At 28.6% G+C, this 22,587-nt stretch carries 13 protein-coding genes; 5 read left to right on the top strand and 8 right to left on the bottom strand.

Going from position 1 to position 22,587, the window contains the following annotated elements:
- Positions 1-10 precede the first annotated feature (10 nt).
- Positions 11-5,323: a M60 family metallopeptidase gene (locus FG904_RS00795; protein WP_139592039.1), complete on the bottom strand. Its 5,313-nt coding sequence runs from the start codon at positions 5,321-5,323 to the stop codon at positions 11-13.
- 81 nt (positions 5,324-5,404) lie between these two features.
- Entirely contained in the window at positions 5,405-10,660 is a 5,256-nt protein-coding gene (locus FG904_RS00790) for a M60 family metallopeptidase (RefSeq protein WP_139592038.1), read from the bottom strand.
- 410 nt (positions 10,661-11,070) lie between these two features.
- Here FG904_RS00790 and FG904_RS00785 point away from each other — a divergent pair, with 410 nt between their 5' ends.
- The 5 genes from FG904_RS00785 (at position 11,071) to FG904_RS00765 (ending at position 16,645) form a co-directional block, all read left to right on the top strand.
- Entirely contained in the window at positions 11,071-11,901 is an 831-nt protein-coding gene (locus FG904_RS00785; protein ID WP_139592037.1) for a collagen-like protein, read from the top strand.
- Between the two features lie 56 nt (positions 11,902-11,957).
- A complete protein-coding gene (locus tag FG904_RS00780; protein ID WP_139592036.1) occupies positions 11,958-14,558 on the top strand; it encodes an exo-alpha-sialidase in 2,601 nt (866 codons plus the stop codon).
- Between the two features lie 242 nt (positions 14,559-14,800).
- Positions 14,801-15,298: a 50S ribosomal protein L10 gene (gene rplJ / locus FG904_RS00775; RefSeq protein ID WP_139592035.1), complete on the top strand. Its 498-nt coding sequence runs from the start codon at positions 14,801-14,803 to the stop codon at positions 15,296-15,298.
- Between the two features lie 31 nt (positions 15,299-15,329).
- Complete coding sequence (gene rplL, locus FG904_RS00770) at positions 15,330-15,701, top strand: 50S ribosomal protein L7/L12 (protein WP_139592034.1); 372 nt, start codon at positions 15,330-15,332, stop codon at positions 15,699-15,701.
- Between the two features lie 155 nt (positions 15,702-15,856).
- Entirely contained in the window at positions 15,857-16,645 is a 789-nt protein-coding gene (locus FG904_RS00765) for a PTS glucose transporter subunit IIA (protein ID WP_139592033.1), read from the top strand.
- 42 nt (positions 16,646-16,687) lie between these two features.
- Here the strand turns inward: FG904_RS00765 and FG904_RS00760 are convergent, their stop codons facing one another.
- From FG904_RS00760 to FG904_RS00735, 6 genes are all read right to left on the bottom strand, one after another.
- Entirely contained in the window at positions 16,688-17,266 is a 579-nt protein-coding gene (locus tag FG904_RS00760) for a hypothetical protein (protein ID WP_139592032.1), read from the bottom strand.
- Complete coding sequence (gene thrS / locus FG904_RS00755) at positions 17,259-19,004, bottom strand: threonine--tRNA ligase (protein WP_139592031.1); 1,746 nt, start codon at positions 19,002-19,004, stop codon at positions 17,259-17,261. Before thrS ends, FG904_RS00760 begins: the two co-directional genes overlap by 8 nt.
- 7 nt (positions 19,005-19,011) lie before the next feature.
- A complete protein-coding gene (gene trpS / locus FG904_RS00750; protein ID WP_139592030.1) occupies positions 19,012-20,004 on the bottom strand; it encodes a tryptophan--tRNA ligase in 993 nt (330 codons plus the stop codon).
- 148 nt (positions 20,005-20,152) lie between these two features.
- Positions 20,153-20,380, bottom strand: a complete 228-nt coding sequence (locus FG904_RS00745) for a hypothetical protein (protein WP_139592029.1) — start codon at positions 20,378-20,380, stop codon at positions 20,153-20,155.
- A 269-nt stretch (positions 20,381-20,649) separates the two neighbouring features.
- Positions 20,650-21,312 carry a hypothetical protein gene (locus FG904_RS00740; RefSeq protein ID WP_139592028.1) on the bottom strand — a complete coding sequence of 221 codons (663 nt, stop codon included), beginning with the start codon at positions 21,310-21,312 and terminating at the stop codon, positions 20,650-20,652.
- Positions 21,312-22,574: an MAG3720 family protein gene (locus FG904_RS00735; protein ID WP_139592027.1), complete on the bottom strand. Its 1,263-nt coding sequence runs from the start codon at positions 22,572-22,574 to the stop codon at positions 21,312-21,314. Before FG904_RS00735 ends, FG904_RS00740 begins: the two co-directional genes overlap by 1 nt.
- Positions 22,575-22,587: the final 13 nt, after the last annotated feature.

Genomic DNA, 22,587 nt, shown 5'->3' with positions numbered 1-22,587 from the left:
GCTTTTATTATTATGATTTTGCAATAACTAGGTAATTTAGGATTAAAGGTTTGTTTTCTTTATTAACTAGTTTTAAACTATGATGATCATCAGCTTCAGAATTATCTAATAAGTATTGGAAAATGTTAGTATTCATTGAAACATTAGCAACGTTAGTTGAAACATTTTCTGCTACTAATTTATCATCTACATAAACATCAAAAGTACTGTTTTGCGGAGCTTTTTTACCCATGATTGCAAATGAATTACCAACAAATGGAATTATTAGAGAATCATTAGCATTTGAACTTTTAGCTGAAGCATTGTTTACTATTGAATTACTTTCACCACTTGAGTTATCTAAAATATTTCAGTTTCCTAAAAAAGTGTTTTTATCATTATTGATCGGTATTAAATTAGTAGGAACAACATTGAAACCAAATTTCATTTCAGCTAAAATTAACCCATTTTGATTTCTGGTTTGTAATCTGATGTATTTTCTACTTCTTGAAATAATAACTTCAACAGCTTTTAATTTATATGCTTTACTAAAGTTAAATCTTCTTGAAGCTTCTAGACCGCTAGTTGAAAATTCAACTGAACCATCTGAATATTCATCAGCTTCATTACCATATAAGATAACTTTGTTACCATTTTCTAAAATACCTGTGATTTTTAAGGAATTGGGTGCAAATTTTGGGTGTTCATTATGTCTAATTAAGTCAACATAATTAATTGTTTCAGGTTGTTCGAAAGTAATTGTAAATTCAGCTGAATTAGTATGTCAGTCTTCAAAACGAGTATTGTTTTTACCATCAAACAAGTTGCTTAATTTTGTTTGCTCTTGATTATTTACGCTTGTTGAATCAGAAGCTTCAACTGTCCCTGTTATATTATGATCATATCTAGTTAAAATAGATCTTAATTGATCCGGAGTTCTTTCGGTTGTAGGTCTGAAACGTGGTTTGTATTGTCATTTTGAATTTAAATCTAGAAGTTCATCAACAGAAGTTGAAATTTTAGATGCATCATATGTAGGCAGTAATGAATAATGTTCTAGGTAATAAATTTTACCTGCAGAATCTGTGAAATGGTAAAGCATTTTACCACCATTACCTTGGTTAAACACGTTTATTTCAATATCATAAATTTGTCCTTTAACAAATTCATAAGTACCTAAAGCTTGTCATCCATTGTGATATGAATCTCTTGTTTTGATAATTTGACCATTAACTTTTCATTGGAATAAATCATCAGCATCAGCATTCATGGTTAAAGTCCCTGTTACTGGTGCAACAAATTTCATTTGAGCTTGTACTAAACGATCATGAACATCTCTGTCAATAGCTTTAAAGTTGTTTACTACACCATTTCTGAAAGTTTGCACAATTTTTAATGGTGGTTTATTGTCAGTTCTGTTTTCCACAGCATTTAAGACATCTGCCATTTTTCTCAGTCCACCTTGTACAGGAGCATGCACTATATAAATAGGACGATTAACCACATTACGAACTTTTATCTTAAATTTATAAGCTGGCACATAATTTTGTGGTTTACCAGCAAAATTTGATGGATAAATAGTAACATCAAATTCATCAATTTTATCTAATTGATCCTTATTAGCACTATAAGTCACTTTTTTGCCGTTGACACTTAATGTTCCACCTCATTTTGTAGTTGCTGAAACTTCTAACCTATCTCATGCGAAATTCGGATTCATTGATGAGATATTTTTTTCAAAGTCAAACACATAATCTTCAAATGCTGGAATTTGCATTTCTGCTTGAACGTCATCGCCATATTCGAATTCTCTAGTTTCAGAATTATATAAATAATTTCCTACAGCATATAAGTTTCCTACAAAATCAATTGCCGGATAAGCATCTTCGATTTTCTTAAGTTCTTTCTTAATGAAACCACCATCATATTCTAAGTCATTAAGTTGAGATTTATCAGGGAAAGCTAATCTGAAGTCTGCTTTATCTCTGACTAAACCAGTAAATGTTGAACCAGCATAATATAGGTTTAATTTAAAGTAGTTTGATAAAAACTTCATTGTTTCAAGTTCTTGATTGTGCTTTCCAGCAACAGCTGAAGCTTTGACTCAATTTACAAAGTTTTCTGCGCCTAGTGTATAAATTAAAGCTCCATAAAATGAATATCAGTCATTATTTCTTTTTAATTTTGAAATTGTATATAAATTACCTAATCTAGCTCAACCAGAAGATCAGTAACCTTCATAATTCAATTCATTTCTAAAGCTTGTTTGGTCATTGATATATGACAAGTTAACTAAAGAAGGAATATTTGTTCAACCATGATCTCTAATATTAAATGGATCTTGAATTTGTTCAAAGTTATGGTTTACTTCATGGTAATTTCCTCAGTTATCAAATCCGAAATCATCTTCACCTTGGAAATATCTTTTAGCTCATTGAATATATGCATAAAGATTATCTCCTCCACCTCAAGCAAAAGCACCATCAAATACGTCATCACAATAGTTTAAAGCAATTTTGTTATGATTGTAATTACTTCAAGTAAATGATGTTTGATAGAAGTTATCTCACTTGTGCATATTTTCTTCTGGGAAAATAAAGTCTTGAACTTTTAGACCTTTTAAAGTCTTTTCAGTTCCATTATCAAATGGAATTAAGATTGATGAATAATTAGTCTGCATACTAATTACAGGTGCTGTAATTTTGCCACTTATAACTCTTTGAATTTGGTCATCTCATTCTTGTTTTGTTGTAACGCCATATTGATAAAATAGCATTTCTACAGCATTGTAAATTTTAGCTTTAAATTCCATTGGAGCGCCATTTTTATCATAAAGTTTTTGTGGCAGGTTAATTGTTATTGACCCACCGAATGGTGAACCTATTTTGAAACGTCTATTAGTTGCTTCAGAAAGCTTGTATTTGAAAGTTGAAATTAAACGCGGATATCTATTACTAATCATTCCTGAGTTATTAAACTCTTTATTATCTCAATAGTTTTTATTTAAGATGAATTCAATTGGTAATTCTCTTTCAGTTCCATATTGAGACAACATTTGGTTATAAAAGTCTTCATCCAACTCTATTTCAGCTACTTCTCCAGCAGGAATATATAAACCAACTTGGTTATAACCAGTCATAGCAGTTGATAAAACAATGCTTTTTGTAACTGTTTCAGTATTTGTCTTAACATTGTTTACGTAAAATGTTTTGACTGCAGGGTGAATTTTTAAATTGTTTTGAGCGATTTCGCTTTTAATTCAATCAGTATTGTTATAAAAAACCGATTTATTATCTACTGTTTCATTTAACACTAAATTATGAATATTAACTCTTTGTGAAGTCCCTGAAGCATCAGTATAATTTAAAAATGATTCAGAGTGACTGTTTCCACCATTTTCATAGTTTTTATCATATCCTGGGTATTTAAAACCATATTGTTGATATGTTCTTAATAAATTAGTGTCATAATATTGAGTTTGAATGTTGGTTCTTGGTTTTCTGTCAAGAATTTTTATTTCAGAAGTTGATAAATTAGCTTCTTTGCTTAATTTAGCGGCAAATTGAGGATTATTATTTCTAATTTCCATTGCTGAAACATGAACTGAATTTGTTTTAAATTGAACACCATTAGCGTTAATTAAAATTGCATGGTATTCTCCGTCAGATGTAGCTGTATAAGTTAAATTGTTTGTAGTAGAAAGCTTACTTTCTCCACTATATCATTCAACTGAAGTTATTGCTGAATTTTCAATTCCAGTTATATTTAAAATTGCTTGATTATTTATTAATTGTCCGTTATTTGAAGCATTTAAAATTGCATTAGCCAATGGATTAACGTTGAATATTGTTATATTATCAATCGTTCTAGAAATTATCTCGTTATTAATTTCACTAGAAACTTTAAGTGAATAATTTGTATCTTTAACAATCTGTGGTCTTGTGATTGTTAAAGTGTTGCTTGTTTGATTATAAACTTCTTGTCCATCTGCATATCAAGTAAAAGTTGCAGGACTTAGTTGCGCATCAAAGTGTTCAAGCGATAGTTCAATTGCTGAATTATTATTTAAGAAATATCCATTGTTTGATTTAGTAACATTTAGTTGATTTAATAAAGTGTTGATTAATTCTTTTGTTCTATTTTGTCTGTCTAAAAATCCTGAAATTTCAACAGTTTTAGGTTCTGAAATTAAATTATTGCTTTTGTCTTTTAAATTAAATTTAATACTTAAAATAGTATTATTAGGATTTAAAATAACGTTTTCTACTGAATATGTTTCTTCATCGTAATTAGTAAAGTTAATTTGGGTTTCTTTTACTGAATCGGAAATAGTTGTTTCGCTTGAACCATTAAAAGCAACTTGAATTTTAGCTAATTGAGCATTTAAAGCATCAATCGAAGCACTATCGCGTTTAAAACCATCAATTGTTGTTGTTTTTAAATCACTTAATGCAACAACTGGTTCATATCTTTTATCTTTAATTTTAAAAGAAACTTGAATTGAAGTATCTAAAGGTTGAATTTTTAAACCTATAACTTCATATTTTGAATCATCTAAATCACTGAAAATCAGTTGACTAGTTACAACGTTTGTAGTTAAAGTTTCTGCTCTATTCCCTTCAAAGTCAACGCTTATATTTGGCAATATTTCATCAGTCAATTTCTTAGATATTTTTTCTTCAGTGGTAAACTGATTTAATTGTGGAGTAAATGTTTTTGAAGGGTAAAATTTAATATCTTTTGCTTTTACTTTAATTTCAGCAACCACTTGATATGAATTGTTTTTTCTAACTAAATTATGAGTAATTTCATATAGATTTTTATCATAATTATCAAATCCAAAATCAGATGCGTCAATATCATCAATTAATTTAGCTGGTTCAGATGCTTTTTCTACTAAAGTTGCATTATTCAACGCGCTTTCAGCTTGTTTTCTAAGAGTTCTTAATTCTTCGGCTTCTGGGTCTTTAAAACCTGTAATTTCATTTGTTATTTCTTGTGAAATTAATTGATCATTGTTTTTTAATTGTAATTTAAAAGCAACAAATATTGATTGTGGTGTTTTATTTGTGATCTTTTTGTCAATAACTTGATATTTGACGGTGTCAAAATTTACAAAAATAACATTGTTTATATCAGCGTCACTGGCTAAAACAGTTTCTTTTCCTGAATAAGAAACTGATACTTGTGATGCTACATTATTTAGTTCTTTCAACTGACTTTCAGTGTTTAAAACATGTTTCGGTTCATTACATGCTGTTAAAAAAGAAACTGAAGTTGCGGCAAATGTTGTAAGGACTAAAGCCTTTTTTCAAAGACTTATTTGATGTTTCTTTTTAGTCATATTTCTCTCTTCTCATCATTGTTTTGTATATTATATTACTTTCTATTGTAATACACAGAAAAAGCATCCGGTTAAGGATGCTTATTTTTGTATTGCTAAGTAATTTAAAGTTAGTTCTTTATTTTGCTTATTAACTATTTTTAATCTGTGTGGTTTTGATTTTTCAGTTGGGTCAAATCAAGTATATAAAGTACCATTTAATGTTTTTGTATTATAGTTTGTTTTAACATCAGCATCGATTACAACATCGTCTAAATAAACATCAAAAGTAGAGTTATCAGGACTAGATTTTCCAACAATTGAAAACGCGTTACCGTAAAAATCTACTTCTAAATAATCATCTTGATGATTTGACACTAAAGCAGAATGATTAATTAATGAACTGTAATTTTGTTGGTCGTTTTGTTTGATCTCTCATCTACCAAAGAAATTATTATTGATGCTATTAAATGGAATAATTTCATTTGATTTAATAGTGTTTCCAAATTTTAATTCAGCAATTACAATTCCCTTGCCTTTGCCGTTTTTCTTAGCCATTTCTACTTTGGCTTCCTTGATTTTAGCAGGCTTATTAAATCAAATTTTGTAGTATGAATATCATTCAATATCGCCTTCAAATAAAACTATGTTTTCATTTGTATCAGCATCAATTCCAGTAATTCTAAATCAATTAGGTCTGCTTGTAGCATGCACTCATCAGTATCAAATTTCTAAATTATTAACTACCGTAGGTTCTGAAAAACTTAATCTTAGCGCTGCTTCATTTCTACTTCAGTCTTCGTATCTTGTTTTTAAAGAACCATCAACTACGTGTGGTATTGAGATATCTGATGTGTAATTAGTTGGAACATTTGTTCATTTTAATTTTGTTACAGTATCAGTTACTGGGGCAGGGACTAATGATTGAATTTGAGATTCACTACGATTATTTGTGTCTCTATATCTTCTGTGATAGTGATATTTTTCATCTCTTAATAATTCTAAGTAAGGAACAGAAGTTTTGTCAGGACTATAATTTCAAGCAATTGCATAATCTTCAAGCGGAATTACTTTTTGGTTTTCATCTTCTAATCAAATTTTTGATTTTCCATAATATGACTTGTTGAAAATATAAACTTCTAGATCATATAAACGATCTTTTTCAAAAGTAAAATCAATGATTTTAGCTCTTCCTCCACGATATTCATTTCTGGAAATTATTGTTTGACCATCAATTTTGATTAAGATGTAATCGTCTATATCACCGTAGAATGATAAAGTTTTGCTTGCGGGCCCAACAAGTTTTTGTTTTAAAACAACCATGTTTTTATCAATTGGTTTATTTCTACCTGTAACTAAGTAATTAAATGTACCTAAAGGTGCATTTTGTAGCACTCTAGTCACTTTACTTTTGTCGTTTTCTACTCTTTTACCAAATTTTTCAATCGCTTCTTCTACAGTGTTTATGTCAGCTTCAAGATAAGAATCATAAACGTCTAAATTACCTTTATTTACTACATTTCTAATCTTAACTTTAAATTTATAACCTGGCACATAGTTAGCTGGCTTTTCATTTCAAGAATCGGGTATTATTTCAACATCAAATTCATCAATTTCGTGCAAGAAGTCATTGTTAGCAATATATTTTACTTTTTTGCCGTCTTTTATTAATTTTCCACCTCATTTTGTAGTGTTAGGAATTTTTAATTCACTTCATTTGAAATCAATGTTTAGTGATTTGATTCCACGTCTAAAATCAAACTCATAAGGTTCAAAAGCAGCTACTTCAAATGCTGGAGCATAATCTTGTGGATAAACATATTCTTGATTTACACTATCTCAATAATAACTTCCAGACGCATAAATATTTCCTACAAAATCTACTGCAGGGTATTTTTCTATTTCATTTAATTTTGCTCTAACTTCTGGTGTAATTTCAGCACCTAGTGGTACTGCATTTCTATATCTTTGAGCACGATCAGAAGTACCTTGTCTTGGTCTAGTAATTGGTTTTAATGCGTTGTAGAAATTTAACTTAAAGTAATCTGATAAAAATTTGGTAGTTTCTAAACCTTGTCCATGTTTACCGGTTTGAGCTGAATCTTTAACTCAGTTAACAAAATTTAATGAGCCAACTGAATAAACTAAAGCACCATAAACTGTATATCAATCAGCTTCACCATTTAATAGTGCCATTGTATATAATGATGATAATCTAGCTCAATTATCTCCAAATTCACCATCATAATTCAGTATATTACGATATCTTGTGTGGTCGTTAATAAATGAAAGGTTAACTAAAGAAGGAATATTTGTTCATCCATGATCTCTGATTTCGAAAGGATCTTGATTAGCTTGAAAATTGTGATTGATTTCATGATAATTTCCTCATTGACTAAATCCAAAATCATGTTCACCACCAAAATATCCTTTACCTCAACTAACTGGAGATCATAAATTACCTCCACCACCTCAGGCTCCTGCCCCCCCTCAGATCTCTTCTAAATAATTAAGGGCAATTTTTCCATCTTTGAAATCGTCTCATAATGATGAAAGTTCATAAAAACTGTCTCACTTACGCATGTTAACTTCTGGGAAATTCATATTATCAATTTTTAAGTCTAAAATTGCACGTTCTGAAGCGTTTGCACCTTCAGGATTAAATGGAACTAAAATTGATGAATAATTTGATTGAAGTGATACTACTGGAGCTGTTATTTCACCACTTTTAACTCTTGCGATTTGATTTTGTCAATCTTGTTTAGTTGTAACTCCGTATTGATAATATAAAGCTTCTACACCATTTCTAAAAGTAGCCCTAAAATCAACTGGTACTCCTGAATTATTGACTAAATTATCATCTATTTTAACAGTGACTGAACCACCAAATGGTGAACCAAAATAAAGTTTTCTATCAGAACCTAGTTCTGATAGTTTGTAAGTAAATTCAGACATTACATATGGATAACGTCTAGAAGTTTGTCCAGTGTTGTCATATTCATAAGTGTCATGGTAGTTTTTGTTAATAAAAATTGTAAAAGGTAAATTTTCATTAGGTTGATAATTAGCTTTTAAAAAGTCATAAAATTGTTGGTCTAATATAAATTCACCGACTTCACCGGCAGGAATATAAATTCCTGTACCATTGTATCCTGTTTTTACTGTATTGATTTTAATGTCTTTAGCAATTGCTTGAGTATTGTCTTGAACGTTGTAACGATAAAATCCATCAGCGGCTGGATGTTTCTTTAAAACACCTTGGCGAATTTGATCTTTAATTCAAGTTGGGTTAGCATATGTGTAGTTTGTACCAGGAACTTTTTCATTTAAAATCTCGTTGGCTATGTTAACTCTAGTTCCGTTATGTATAAAGAATGAGTTTTGCTTATTGTTTCCTTTGTAGTCAAAATCTCATGCTGGATACTTGAAGTTTGGACCATATTTTTGTTGCATAGGAGCATCATAATATGTTCTATTCGGTGTTCTAGCATAACGTTCAACAATTTTAATATCAACACTTGATTGTTCTACTTTGTTTGATAATTTAGAAACAAATTCATGGTTTAGTTTCAAGTTAGGTAGTGGTGAAAGTTCAACGATGTTGGTTCTGTGTTTAATGTTGTTTTTACCATAAATAACAGCATAATATCTACCAGGTGTTTCTGTTGCAAAATTAATTTCGGTTGATTCATTAACTAATTGGTCAAATCTATACCATTCAACCTTACTAATTTCTTCTTGATTTAAATTACTAATTTGTAACCTTCCTTGATTTTCTACAATTAATCCTCCATTAATACCGATTAATTCAGAATTAGGAAAAGGACTAGAATTAAAAACAGTTAAGTGGTCAATTATTTTAGTATAAGTTTGACCTTGGTAACTATAAGTTAATTCAATTTTGTAATTAGTATCTTTAATAATTTGATTACGTAAAATTAATAAAGATGGATCAGTTTGATTTGAAATTTCAACATCATTACTAAATCATTTAATTTTTAGATTTTCTTTAATAATGTCATCAATATTTAAAACATTTAACTCTACAGGAATATCATTTGATTCAAAGTAACCTTGATTAGATTTTTCAACTTCTATTTTGTTTAATAAGGCATTAATTAATTCCGGAGTGATAGTTGATTTATCTAAAAAGCCTTTAATTGTAATTGTTCTAGAATTTGAAATCAATTCAAATTCAAGATCTTTGAGCGCAAAGGTTACATCTAACGATGATGGATTAGGTGTTAAAGTAATATTTGTGGGTTGATATTTATTTATATCAAAATCACTAAATAAAATTTTATCAAGCTCAACTAATTCAGACAAAGTTGAAGCCTTATTGCCTTCAAAGTCTATATTTATTAAGCCTAATTGTTCATTTAACTTTTGACTATGAATTGGATTTAGTTTAAATCCGCTAAATTCCTGAGTTTTTGTAGTTGTAGATATAACATCTGTTGTGTAAATTTTATTTTTTAGCCTATATGAAATTGCCAAAGAAGTTTCAAAACGTTGTATTTGTAAATCAACTACTTGATATATCTCAGAATCAAAACCCGAAAATTCAAAATTATCATTAACTACATCAATAGTTAATGATTCAGCTGGTAAAAGAGTTAAAGTTGCGTTAACTGATTTTAATTGATCATTAGCTAATTTTGAAGCTGTTTCAGCTGTTAAAAAGTTAGCATTGTCAACTTCTTTTTCAACTGAAATAATTTCATTGAATTCATTTTCTCTTAAAACGAATTTGACTTTGATATTTGAATCAACTAAGCTAAACTCTGTAATCACAGGAGTATATTTGCTTTTATCATAACCATTAAAAACAACATTGTCTCTAGTTAATTCAGTAACTAATATTTCATTCGGTTGTTTGTTAAATGAAACAAACACGCTGTCTACTGCTTGATCTAGGTTTCTTTTTATTTCTAGCAGTTTATTTTGATAAACAACATCAGGGCTTACATAATCTTTGAAACCACCAATTGAAACTGTAAAGTTTTCAAAATAAGAAGGATTTTCTTTGTATATCAAGTTATATGATAAATAAACACTACCAGCATTTTGTTGATCAACTTCAATTGAAACTATTTTAACTTCATATTTATTTTTATCTAAGTTATCAAAGATAAAATTCTCAGCCACTGCTTCAGAAGCGTTTGTTTCCATTTTATCTTTATATAAAATGTTTTGATTTAAAGAATGAGCTTGTAAAGCTAGTTCATTAGCTTCAGGCTTAGCTTTATTATCTTGAACAGCAACATCACCGCATGAAACCAAAGCAGAAGTCATTGTTGCGGAAAAAAGCAACAATGAAGCAGATGCAATTCATTTAAACTTTTTTGATTTATTCATATCTACCTCTTTTCAAATACTAATCAAACTTAAAATTTATCTATTACCTTTAATAAAGGTAATTATAACCAAAAGTTCATTTATTAACTAAATTTTGATATTTTTTGTAGCTTTTTCGAAAAATATTGCAATTTATTAAAAATGATTTTTTCTTTAAAAATGATTTTGAAATAAAGAATTGCCTAAATTTAAAAATTTATTTTTTCAGTTTTTCTTTCATAAAAACTTTTTGAAAGTGAAAATATTACCAACTTACACCTTATCTTGTCATATTCAACATTTTAAATTTATATATATATATATATATAAATAAAGAATAATTAAATCAAAGTTAAAAACTTTTTTAGAAAATAAATAAATATAAAAATATGCGACAAAAAATAAAAACAAGAAAGTGACTATAAATTAAAATGAAAAAATCATTAAAATTTTTAACTAGTGTATTTGCTGGTATTTCACTTACAGCACTACCGCTAGTTGCACTATCATGCGAAAACGGAAAACCAGGACCTAAAGGTGATACAGGAGCAAAAGGTCCAATCGGTCCTAAGGGAGATAAAGGAGATCGTGGTTTACCTGGAACAAAAGGTGACAAGGGTGACGCCGGAGAACAAGGAGTAGCAGGTCCTGCTGGTCCTAAAGGTGACAAAGGTGATGCAGGTAAAGATGGGAAAGACATCGCCGGGTATTCATTAACACTTAAACAAAAAGATTTAGTAGTATACAAAGGTAAAGGTAAGGTTGCTACTGACGCTCAAGCAGATAACTGAGTTAATTTTAAAGATGGAATCACAATAAAACCAGGTGATACAGTCACTGCAAATATTTACTTTTTAGGTAATGCAGATGTTGGAAAATATTTAATTAAGGCTTCATTCCCTGTTTATACTTTTTCAATTAATGAAACAAACGATGTTGATAGAAGATTGGTACAACTAATTGCTGCAAAAGGTAAGCAAACTCCAAACGGTTATGGACATGAATTGGTAAATACTTATCCGGTTGCTGTTGAATATCAATTGGCTGCTTCAAAAGTGAAATTAGAATCTATTAAAGTTCAAGTAGGAAATGATTGAAAAGATATTACAAGCTCATTTAGAAGTGCTGGTGAAAACTTATCAAGCTTTACTTTAACAATACCAGAAGTTGAAGCATCAGAAAAACCTACCCCAACAACAGAAACCACAACTAATCAACCAGCTGAAGGTGCTACAGCTACACAACCAGCTCCAGCAGCTTAATAATTTAATTAGAAAGAAATTTAAAAGGGTGAATTTTCATCCTTTTATTTAGAAATATGAAAAAAATTATTTTATTAGCTCTGCCTGCTCTTTTAGTTTTTTCAAGCGCTACTATTGCATGTGAACATCCTAAAAGAATCAAAAAATCAGTACTTTTCGAACAACCTGTTAAAAATCCTGAAAAAGATAAACCAACAATTCCGGTTGAACCTATTGAACCAATTAAGCCAGATTCAGAAGAACTGATAAACTTAAAAAACAAATTAATTGATAAATCTAATCAATTAATAAATAATTTGAATAAGTTACAACAAATTTATTCATCTGAAACTTTAACCACTTATAACACTGAAGCAAAAGAAAATTATTCTTATAACTTAAACAAATTAAAAAACGTTTCTTTGGAAGAAGTTAAACAAAAAATTGCTTCAGTTGATGAAATAAGTAATATTGCTTATTCAGAATTGAAGCCAGAAGTTGTAGATTTATTCAAGAAAGCAATTAAAGATTTTGAAAAAACAAATCAAAATAATTTATTATTTTCAGAATTACCATTTGATGAATCGGATTTAATAAATGATGAAAAACCAAAATTAAATCTTGATTTTGAAATAATGAAGATTGCATTAAATTATCAAAAATACAAAAATGCTTTAGACAAGTATTTGAAAACCGTTGAAATCAACGCTAAAACAAATGATTTAGTAAAATGAATTTTAGATAAAAACACTAATAATATAGACTATTTATTAGATTTAAAATCATTTATTTCTTTATACCAATATCTTGGAAAAATAGAAAATTTAATGCCTATTCATTTGTTTAATGATGTTGAAAATACACAAGAACAATATGACTTTGATGATCTATTAAACAAAAACAATACTGTCGCTAAAAGATTTTTAACACCAAGCGAAAATATTGTTTTAAACATCTATAAACCAAACATTAAAGATGATGCAGATACTAATAGTTACAACAAATTAGCTGCAACATTAAAATCAGGTTCTTTACCAGTTATAGTTGTTGCTAAAAATATTCAAACCAATAAAGTTTCTGTATATCCAAAATTAATTAACTTTTCAAACAATGTTCCTGAATTAAAAAGATTAGTTCATTTATATGATAATAATGTTTTTCCAGGGCCAAGCAACGGTTCACACTCATATCGTATACCAGGAGCTATTAAGCTAGATAATAATGAAATTATTATAAAAGCTGATAAAAGAATTAAAAGCAATTTTGATGCTGGTTATATAGACCAAGTTTTAAAAAGATACACTAATTTAAAAGAACAAAATAATAATCAAGAATTAATTGTAACAATTGATACTGGTGCTAGACACAATCACGAAGGTCAAACGGTCGATGGTCAAATAACAAAAGTTACAATGCCCGATGGTTCAAGTAAATTAATTTATCTATTTGGTTTATTCAAGAAAAATTATCATGTTATGTTTAACTCAAATGACAATACGTTATGAACAAATGATAATGATATACCTGAAAACACTGACTACAGCGGTTTTGTAAACAAAGGAAAATGAAGAAAAATTGAACTGCGAGGTAACAAAGCAACTAAAATAATTGCCAAACCTATTGTGGTTGATAATAAAACAAATTGATGAAAACTATTTAAATTAAAAGATCAAACAATCTTAGCTAAAAATATAAATGATCAAACAGAATTAATCCCACTTAATGCTGTTATTGATAACTCTTATGACCCCGAAACTAGAAAAATTACAGGAAGGGTTTATGACAACATTCCAAGTTCGATTTTTAATGCATTCGGAGAAAATAGCACTTCAACAAAGACACAAATTCAACAATATATAACACAAGATAGTGTTTGAGATGGAAATTCAAAATATAATTTCCAATTTACTGAATATGAATTTATGTTAGAAAGTACTGATAATGGTCATACATGAGGCAACTTGCGTGACTTTTATCCATTAATAGCTAATGATGTTCCTAAAAAGACACAAGAATACTTCCTAAACTCTGTTGGTAATGGTGTTCAACTAAAATATCAAACTGGTGAAAATGCAAAATATAACAACAGAATTCTTTTACCTTTATATAAAAAAGAAAATAAAAAAGAATCAACATTGTATATTTACAGCGATGATTTTGGACAAACCTGAAACTATGTTGAATCAGGAATTGATAATGTTTCTGAATCGCAAATGTTTGAAGGTTTAGATGGCACAATTTATTGACATATGCGCCAACACAAAAGCAATACCCTTTCTTTAGCAATTAGCAAAGATGGTGGAAAAACTTTTGTTCGCCATCAAATATCTGCACCAGAAATATTTGATAACCAATTCAGTGGTATTGTTGTTTCAACTAGACCAAACAAAGACAATTATGCCATTATATCTTCTGCAACTAACGGTTCAAGACATTTAGGTTCTTTATATTTAACAAATACAGAAACCTTAAAAAATCCTGAAACTGCTAATTTTGTTAAATCTTACGACATTCGCAATTACTTAAGTGTACATGGTGAACCTACTGAATCATTCTTATATTCAACTCCTTTAATTGTTAATCAAACAGATAATTACATTGACGTTGCAATCTTTTTTGAAGTTGATTTAGAAGGACACTTCAATATCACAAGTAGAACTGTAAGAATCTTTATCTAATCTATTTTAAAAAAACACCTCAACAGGTGTTTTTTGTACATTGAAAAGTAATTATTTAGCATAATTTTGCAATAAAAAAGAAACTGAAATTTTTAGTTGATTTTTTAAAATGTTGGTATATAATAAATAAGCAATATATGAAGACAGTAACTGCATTTAATATTTATTTGCTTAATTTGTTACCGAGTGTATAACTTTGTTCAACTTGTATTGCGTTAAATTCATTTTGAAAGGGGGCATATATGTCAGAATCAAAATTTAAAGCAGCTAAAAAAGAAGTTGTTTTAGAAATTGTTGACAAAATTCAAAGTTCACAAGCTGTTGCTTTTGCTGAATACCGTGGTTTAACAGTTTCAGAATTAGAAGAATTCAGAAAAGAAGCTAAAAAACTTGGTGTAGAAATCAAAGTTTTCAAAAACCGTTTATTCAAGCTTGCTGCTGAACAAACTGGATTTGGTGACTTAGACCAATATTTAGTAGGACCAAACATTTTCGCGTTTTCTACAAACGATGATATGTCAGCTGCTAAATTATTAGTAAAATTCGCTAAAGCGCACAAATTAATGGTGCTTAAAGCCGGAACTTATGAAGGACAAGTTATTGATGCTGCTGGAATTAAACAAGTTGCTTCATTACCTACATATGAAGAAGCTCTTGGAATTCTTGCACGTTCAATGATGGCTCCATTACAACAAATTTCATTGTCACTTAAATTAGTAAGTGAAGGTAAAACAGAATAATATTTAACAAGTAAGAAAGGAAGAAAATATTATGGCTAAATTAACAAAAGAATTATTCATCGAATCATTAAAAGAAATGTCAATTAAAGAAGTTATGGAACTAGTTGACGCTATGAAAGAAGAATTCGGTATCGACCCTATGGCTGCTGTAGCTGTTGCTGCTGCTCCAGCTGAAGGTGGAAGTGAAGAAAAAACAAGCGTTAAAGTTGTTTTAAAAGCTGACAACGGTAAAAAAGTTGCAATCATCAAAGCAGTTAAAGAAATCTTAGACATCGCTTTAATGGATGCTAAAAAAATCGTTGATGCATTACCTGCTGTTATTAAAGAAAACATTAAACCAGAAGAAGCTGAAGCTATTAGAGCTCAATTAGTTGAAGCTGGTGCAGACGCAGTTGTTGAATAATTAACTTACACAAAATCATTAAATCTCAGTATTGAACTGAGATTTTTTAATGCTTTTAGGTCTACAGCACTGATTTAAAGATACTTTTTGAAAAGTTTTTTCGCTTTAAATAAAATAATATAAAATAAATATAACAATATTTGTAAGGAGTTAAAATGTCAAAATATCAAGTGCAACATTTAACCGAAATTATTAATGCTTTTGGTGGTACAAATAACATCGTTGCTTACAACAACTGTGTTGACCAACTACGTTATGACTTAAAAGATTTAAGCCTACTTAATACAGATGCTTTAAAACAACTTGGAGCTGGTTCAATTAATGTTTTTGATGGCGCAAAGCACGTTCAGGTTACTTTTGAAAACGCAGAAGAACTAAATCTAGCAATTAAACAAAATTTAACTGAAATAGCAAGCAAATGCAACAATCAACAATCATCAGAAAACTGTGGTTGTGATTCTAAAAAAGAAGTTAAACAAGAATTATCAAATGATTTTTATGCACCACTATCAGGATTGGTTTCATCATTAGATTCATTAAATGATGATGTTCTAGCTAAAAACTTAGTTGGAAAAGGTTTTATTATTCAAGCAGATAAATCATTAAACAAAGTAGATGTTTTAGCTCCTTTTGATGCTAAAATTACAATGATGCCTGCTAATAAATCTCAAGTTATTTTAAAAGCAAACAATGGTGCTGAGTTAGTAATGTTATTTGGTTTAGATTCATATAAATTAGATGGAATTGGTCTAACATCTCCAAAAGCTTTAAATGACACTATTAAGGCTAATGAAGTATTAATGCAATTAGATTTAACTAAATTTAATGAATTAAATGTAAAACCTAACATAATAGTAGTTCTAACAGCAGATTCAAAATATCAAGAATTTACAGAATTATCTGACCAAGCAATTCAGGGACAATTACTAGCTAAATTAAGCTAAGAATAAAATAAAAGTTGACATTACGTCAACTTTTTTATTGGATTATATATCAATTTGTTGGTTGCTTTGATTTTCAACATCATTTTGACTGTTCGAATTTTCTAGAAAACTCTTTTGTTCTTTTTTAAATTTAGACCTTAAAATAGCTAATGTTTGTGAATTTAACAACACCAAGCTTGTAAAATATAATGCAGCATAAATTATAAAAACTACTAAAACATCTAGTTTAAATAAGATTCAGTTAATTGAATAACTACTTATTTCTCCATTTGATGTTGTTTCAGTAGTTGAACTTGTTGTCGGTATTCAAAACAAGGTTGCAAAAACACCTGTGATAAAAATAAAGTTTGCAAATTTGTAAATTGACACTTTGTTTTTTCATACCAATATTGAAAACCAACTAAAAATAATAATTGGTGAAAGTACTGAAATTACAATTCTAGCAACTATTGGTAATTCATAGTTGCTATTTGGAATAATAATTTTTCAAGGCAAAATTGTTCCACTAATTAATAGCGTTGTAATAATTCATAAAATAAAAGCTATTTTAAAAATATTGAAAGCTAATTTTTTATTAAATATTTTGAATTTATTACTAATTTGCTGATTGAGCTTATTCACGTGAATCTCTCAGTCTCATCATTTTTATAACAAAATCATTTAAAGGCATTGTTGTGGTTTCTTGAGATCCATATTGACGATAAGAAACTGTTTCTTCAAGTCTCTCTTTTTCACCAACAATAACTTGGAATTTTGATTTTGACATTTGGGCTTCACGAACTTTTTTACCTAAACGTTCATCACGTAAATCGGCTTTAGCTCTAAAATCAGCACTGAATAATAATTTTTGAACTTGATTTGCATAATCAATATCTTCTTGACTATTTGTTGCAGGAATAATGGTAAATTGTTTTGGGGCTAGTCAAAATGGTAGCACACCTTTTGTTTGTTCAATTAAAATCGCCACAAAACGTTCATATGTACCGATTAGACCGCGGTGAATCATAACTGGACGTTCTAATTCATTATCTTTATTAGTGAAGCTAATATCAAATCTTTCAGGCAGTAAGAAATCTAATTGTAGAGTTGAAACAGTCACTTCATGTCCTAGAGCTGTAAAGATTTGAATATCCATTTTTGGACCATAAAACGCAGCTTCGCCCGTTTTTTCTTCATACATAACGCCTAATTCATTAAGCACATTTCTTAATTGATCTTCTGCTTCATTTCACATTGAATCATTGTCATAGTATTTGTCTTTATTTTCTTTATCTCTAAGACTTAAAGAAACATAGCTAATTTCGATTTTAAACAAATCTAAGGTTTCTTTAATTAAGTTGTACATTGACTTAAATTCTTGCGCTATTTGGTCTTTTCTAACAAATAAGTGCCCTTCTGTTAGAAGCATTCCTCTAACTCTTTCTAACCCTGTTAGAGCACCTGATTTTTCATAACGATATAGCTGTGATTGTTCTGAATATCTAATCGGTAAATCACGATATGATCTTTTTTCTGTTTCATAACAAATAATGTGATGTGGACAAGTCATAGGACGCGCGATTAAACGCTCATTTTCAACAACAATAGGTTTAAACATGTCATCTTTGTAATGAGCTAAATGTCCTGAAATTTTATAAAGTTCTTCTTCTCCAAAGTGAGGGGTTAAAACTTCTGTGAAACCATATTTACGATCCATTTGTAATATGACTTTTTTAATTTCGTTATGAATATACATTCCGTCTTCTAATCAAAACGGTAAACCTTGTCCGCCTAGACGATTAAAAGTAAATAATTTCATTTCTCTACCAATTTTACGGTGATCTCTTTCTTTACGATCTTGTAAAATAGCTAAATAATCATCTAATTCTTGCTTTGTTTCTCAAGAAGTACCATAAATTCTAGTTAACTGAATATTGTCACTGTTTCCTCTTCAGTAAGCACCAGCTAATGATAAAAGTTTTAAATTCTTAATGTTTTTGGTGTTTTCAACATGACCACCGGCACACAAGTCGACGAAAACAATTTCTTGATTTAACGGATCTTTTAAAGCATAGAAAGTAATGTTTTTGCCTTGTGATACTAATTCATCAAATAATTCTTTTTTGTATGGTTTATCACTAAAATCATATTGTGATGCATCAACTTGAATCATTTCAAGGTTTCTTGATGCTAATTTTTTCATTAATCTTTCGATTTTTGCTAAGTCTGTGTCACTTAAAGGCTCAACAAACTCAAAATCATAGTAAAATCCTTCATCTGTTGCTGGACCAAACCCTAGTTTAACACCTGGATACAGCATTTGAACGGCTGCGCCTAGTAAGTGGCTAGTTGTATGGTTTAGTTCTTTATTTGCTTTCATATTACTCCTAAAATCCCATTTTTTGCATTAATTTTGCTAAATGATAGTTTGCTATTTGGCTTGCTTTTTCAGCTCCTTGCGATGTAACAACATCGATTTGAGCTAAAGCTGTTTGATAATTTGATTGAATTTTGATTAACAACTCTTTAACACTTACAGCAACTGCCTCTTTAAATTCTTTATAATTCTTGTCTTTAAATAAAGCTTCAGTTTCTTGTAAGGTTAAATCATTTAAAGCTGCATAAATATTAAGTAAGTTTAAAATTCCTGGCTTGTCTTTTGAAATATAAACTTTGTTTTCAGAGTCAGTAACAGCTTTTAAAATTTTGTTATATGCTTGGTTTGGATCTTCTAATAAATAAATGGTTGATTTTGTACCATGTTCACTTTTAGACATTTTAACTTCTGGATTGGTTAATGATTTGATTTTTGAACCTACAGGAGGCACATATCCGTTTGGTAAAGTGAACTTAGTTTTATATTTTGAATTAAATCTTTCTGCTATATTACGTGTTAATTCTAAGTGTTGCGTTTGATCTTCACCAATTGGAACTAAATCAGGATTATATAATAAAATATCAGCAGCCATTAAAGTTGGATACATTAATAAACCTGTTGGAATTTTATTAGTTCCATTAGCTTGTTTTAATTTTAAAGATTTATCCTTATATTGCGTCATCCGTTGTAATTCACCAACTGTTGTTTCGCTCGTACACAATCATTGCATCATTCCATGAGCTGGTACTTCTGATTGATAAAATATAACGTTTTTCTCAGGGTCTAAACCACAAGCTAAATAAAGTGCAACTGTAGTTTTACGTGCTTTTAAAAGTTCCTTAGGATTAACCGAACCAGTTGTTAGAGCATGTAAATCAGCCACAAAAACATAAGAATTATATTGCTCTTGTAATTTGACAAAGTTTTTAATAGCACCAATATAATTACCCAATGTTAAATCACCAGTTGGTTTAATACCACTTAAAATAGTTTGTTTTTCCATAATTATTTAGATCCTTTTGTCTATAAATAAGTTATTTAAATTATATAAAAGTATGATGATAATTTAAGCAATTTCCTAAATTTATAGATATTTTAGCAAAATAAAAAATGGTGCATAACACCATTTAGTAAACTGCTTTAGAAATTGATTATTTATATCAATCTTTATAATTAGGAGTTTTGTTGAATTTTGAAATATTTATCCGCTGAGGAAAATCATTGTGTTTTTCCAAACCATCCACTTGTCTAGTGATTTGTTGAAAATCTAAGCTTGTATCTTGAAATTGATTGTTTTGGCATAAACTATATGCAAAAGGGCTTTCGTTGTTGTTAAACAATGTTTGCGCTTTTAAGCAAGAATTTAGAAATTTTTGCATTGACTCACTTCTTAAAAAAGGAGAGTAAGGTGATGAAATAAAAGCTTGAACTTTAAAAAATGGGAATTTTGGATTAACATTTACAGGTTTAAAACTAAGGAAAAAACTGTCTTTAGTCAACTTATTTGTTTGATTAAGTTTATTAAATAAATTAGCAACAAACTTTTTAAATAGCTCTTTGTTTGCTTTTTTATCGTATACTAAGGTTAAGTATAAAGCAATATTTTCATTGCTTGCTTTGTGAAAAATAGAACTATTTAATAGACTGTTTATAGAATCAGAATATCAATCTTTTTGTTTGATTGATATGAATAGTAGTTTAAAAAACTATCTTCTTGATTTTGTAGTTGACTGTCGATTGAATTAAGTTCATCTATTTTTAAAGGCTTTTTAAATTCAGATTGATTAACTAATTCTGCATAAGACATAAATAAATTATTTAAATTTAAACCAACCAAAGTTTGTAGTTGGTTTTTATTTAAAACGGAATTATCCGCTAATAATTCATCTAAAATTATTAATTGATGATTTAAACTTGAAAAAGATGTTGAAAAGTTAGCATTACAGTATGAATCTAAGAAATTCAAAATCACATTATTATCAATAAGTGAAATATTTATTCCATGTAGGTTTTTAAATACAAACGTAAAAATTTTATTGAACAATTTTTTTAAAAAAGTATTATTAAATTCAACTTGAGATAAATTAAAAACATTTAAAAATATTAATTCTGATAAATCCGAATTTGCAACTTTCAAATTATCAGTTAAATATTTATACAAATCTGCATCATTTGATAAATTTTCCAAAACTTGGAAGGGAATATTAAATGTTATAAAATCTAAATTTTTAGAATTTTTTAATGAACTTATTTGTTTACCTCAGGTTAAAATTACAACTTGTTTTAACCTGTTTTTATTTGTGTTATTCATTATTTATGTAACAACCTAGACTTGAATCATTTTTTAACAACAAATCATGGTTCTTTTGGTAAAGCAAAAACAATTCTGCTTGCCACAGTGTTGTTTTGATTACTTTCAACTTCCATATTGTTAGACATCAATATTGTTTGTTGAATGATTGAATCTTCCAATTCAAATAGCATATTACCACTATTTTTATTCAAGTCGATCACTGAAAGTTCAATTTCTAAGTCTGATTGGTGGTTTTTTAAAAATAATTGTTTAACTAAGTTTGTAAATAAAGCATTTCCAGTAAAGGAAATAAATTGTAAATTGTTGATTAACTGTATTGCTTGGATTTTTTTAACATTTTTGTAAATGAAATTTAAGATTCCGTCAATGAATTTTTTATAGTCCTCAATTAGTTGATTTTGCAAATCAACTTCATATGATTCATCTAAATAATTAGGATTATATAAACCAAAACTATATGTGTTTAAATCAAATTCACTAAAATCTTGCAATTGTAAATTTCTTAAAAAATCTTTAAGAAGTTTAATGCTAATATGATTTGTATTAGCCATTTTAGTCAAAATATTGTCAAAATCAAAATCGATTTTGTCATAGTAAATAATTGACTTATTATAACAAGCATAAATACCCAAATAGTTGTCATTTAAATCAACAACAACTGCTTGCTTAGCTAAATCTGGATAATGACTAGCATTAACTTGTGATTTTAAGTAAATCTTGACTTGATTTTCTTTTAAGTTTAACTGAAGTAATTGTTTAATAACACTTCAGTCTTGGGAATTTTTAGCACTAAGCAAACTATGGTATTCTTTTAAACTAGTAAATTCTCGATCATGCGGAAAATGTAAATAGTCTTTTTCAATACCATTTAAAAGAGTTGAATATTTCAAAGTAGAAATATTGAATAAAGTATTTAATTCTTGTTTTTGTGTTTGAAATTGTTTATCAACTTCAAAAAAACCATTGACATAGTTATATCTAGGATTTTTAGTAAAGTTATTAATTTTAACTTCACAACTAATTGACTTAAATAAGTCATCATCAACAACAATTGCCACTTGTAAGTTAGACAATTGTTTGATTTGAAACACGATTGCTTTGTATCATTGATATCATTCTTTTCAAGAATAAAAAGTTATCTTATTTAACAAAACATCGTTGTTTAGAGGTACATAGAAATAAGATGAATTATTAAAATTAACTAATTCAAAATTGCATGATTGTTTTTGAAGATGAAACACCGCAATATGCTTATTCATAAATACCTCCTTT

The organism is Mycoplasma nasistruthionis (genome assembly GCF_006228185.1).
Taxonomy (GTDB): Bacteria; Bacillota_I; Bacilli_A; order Mycoplasmatales; family Metamycoplasmataceae; genus Mycoplasmopsis; species Mycoplasmopsis nasistruthionis.
The sequence above is the reverse complement of the archived record's forward strand: the minus strand, read 5'-3'. Positions and strand labels throughout refer to the sequence as shown.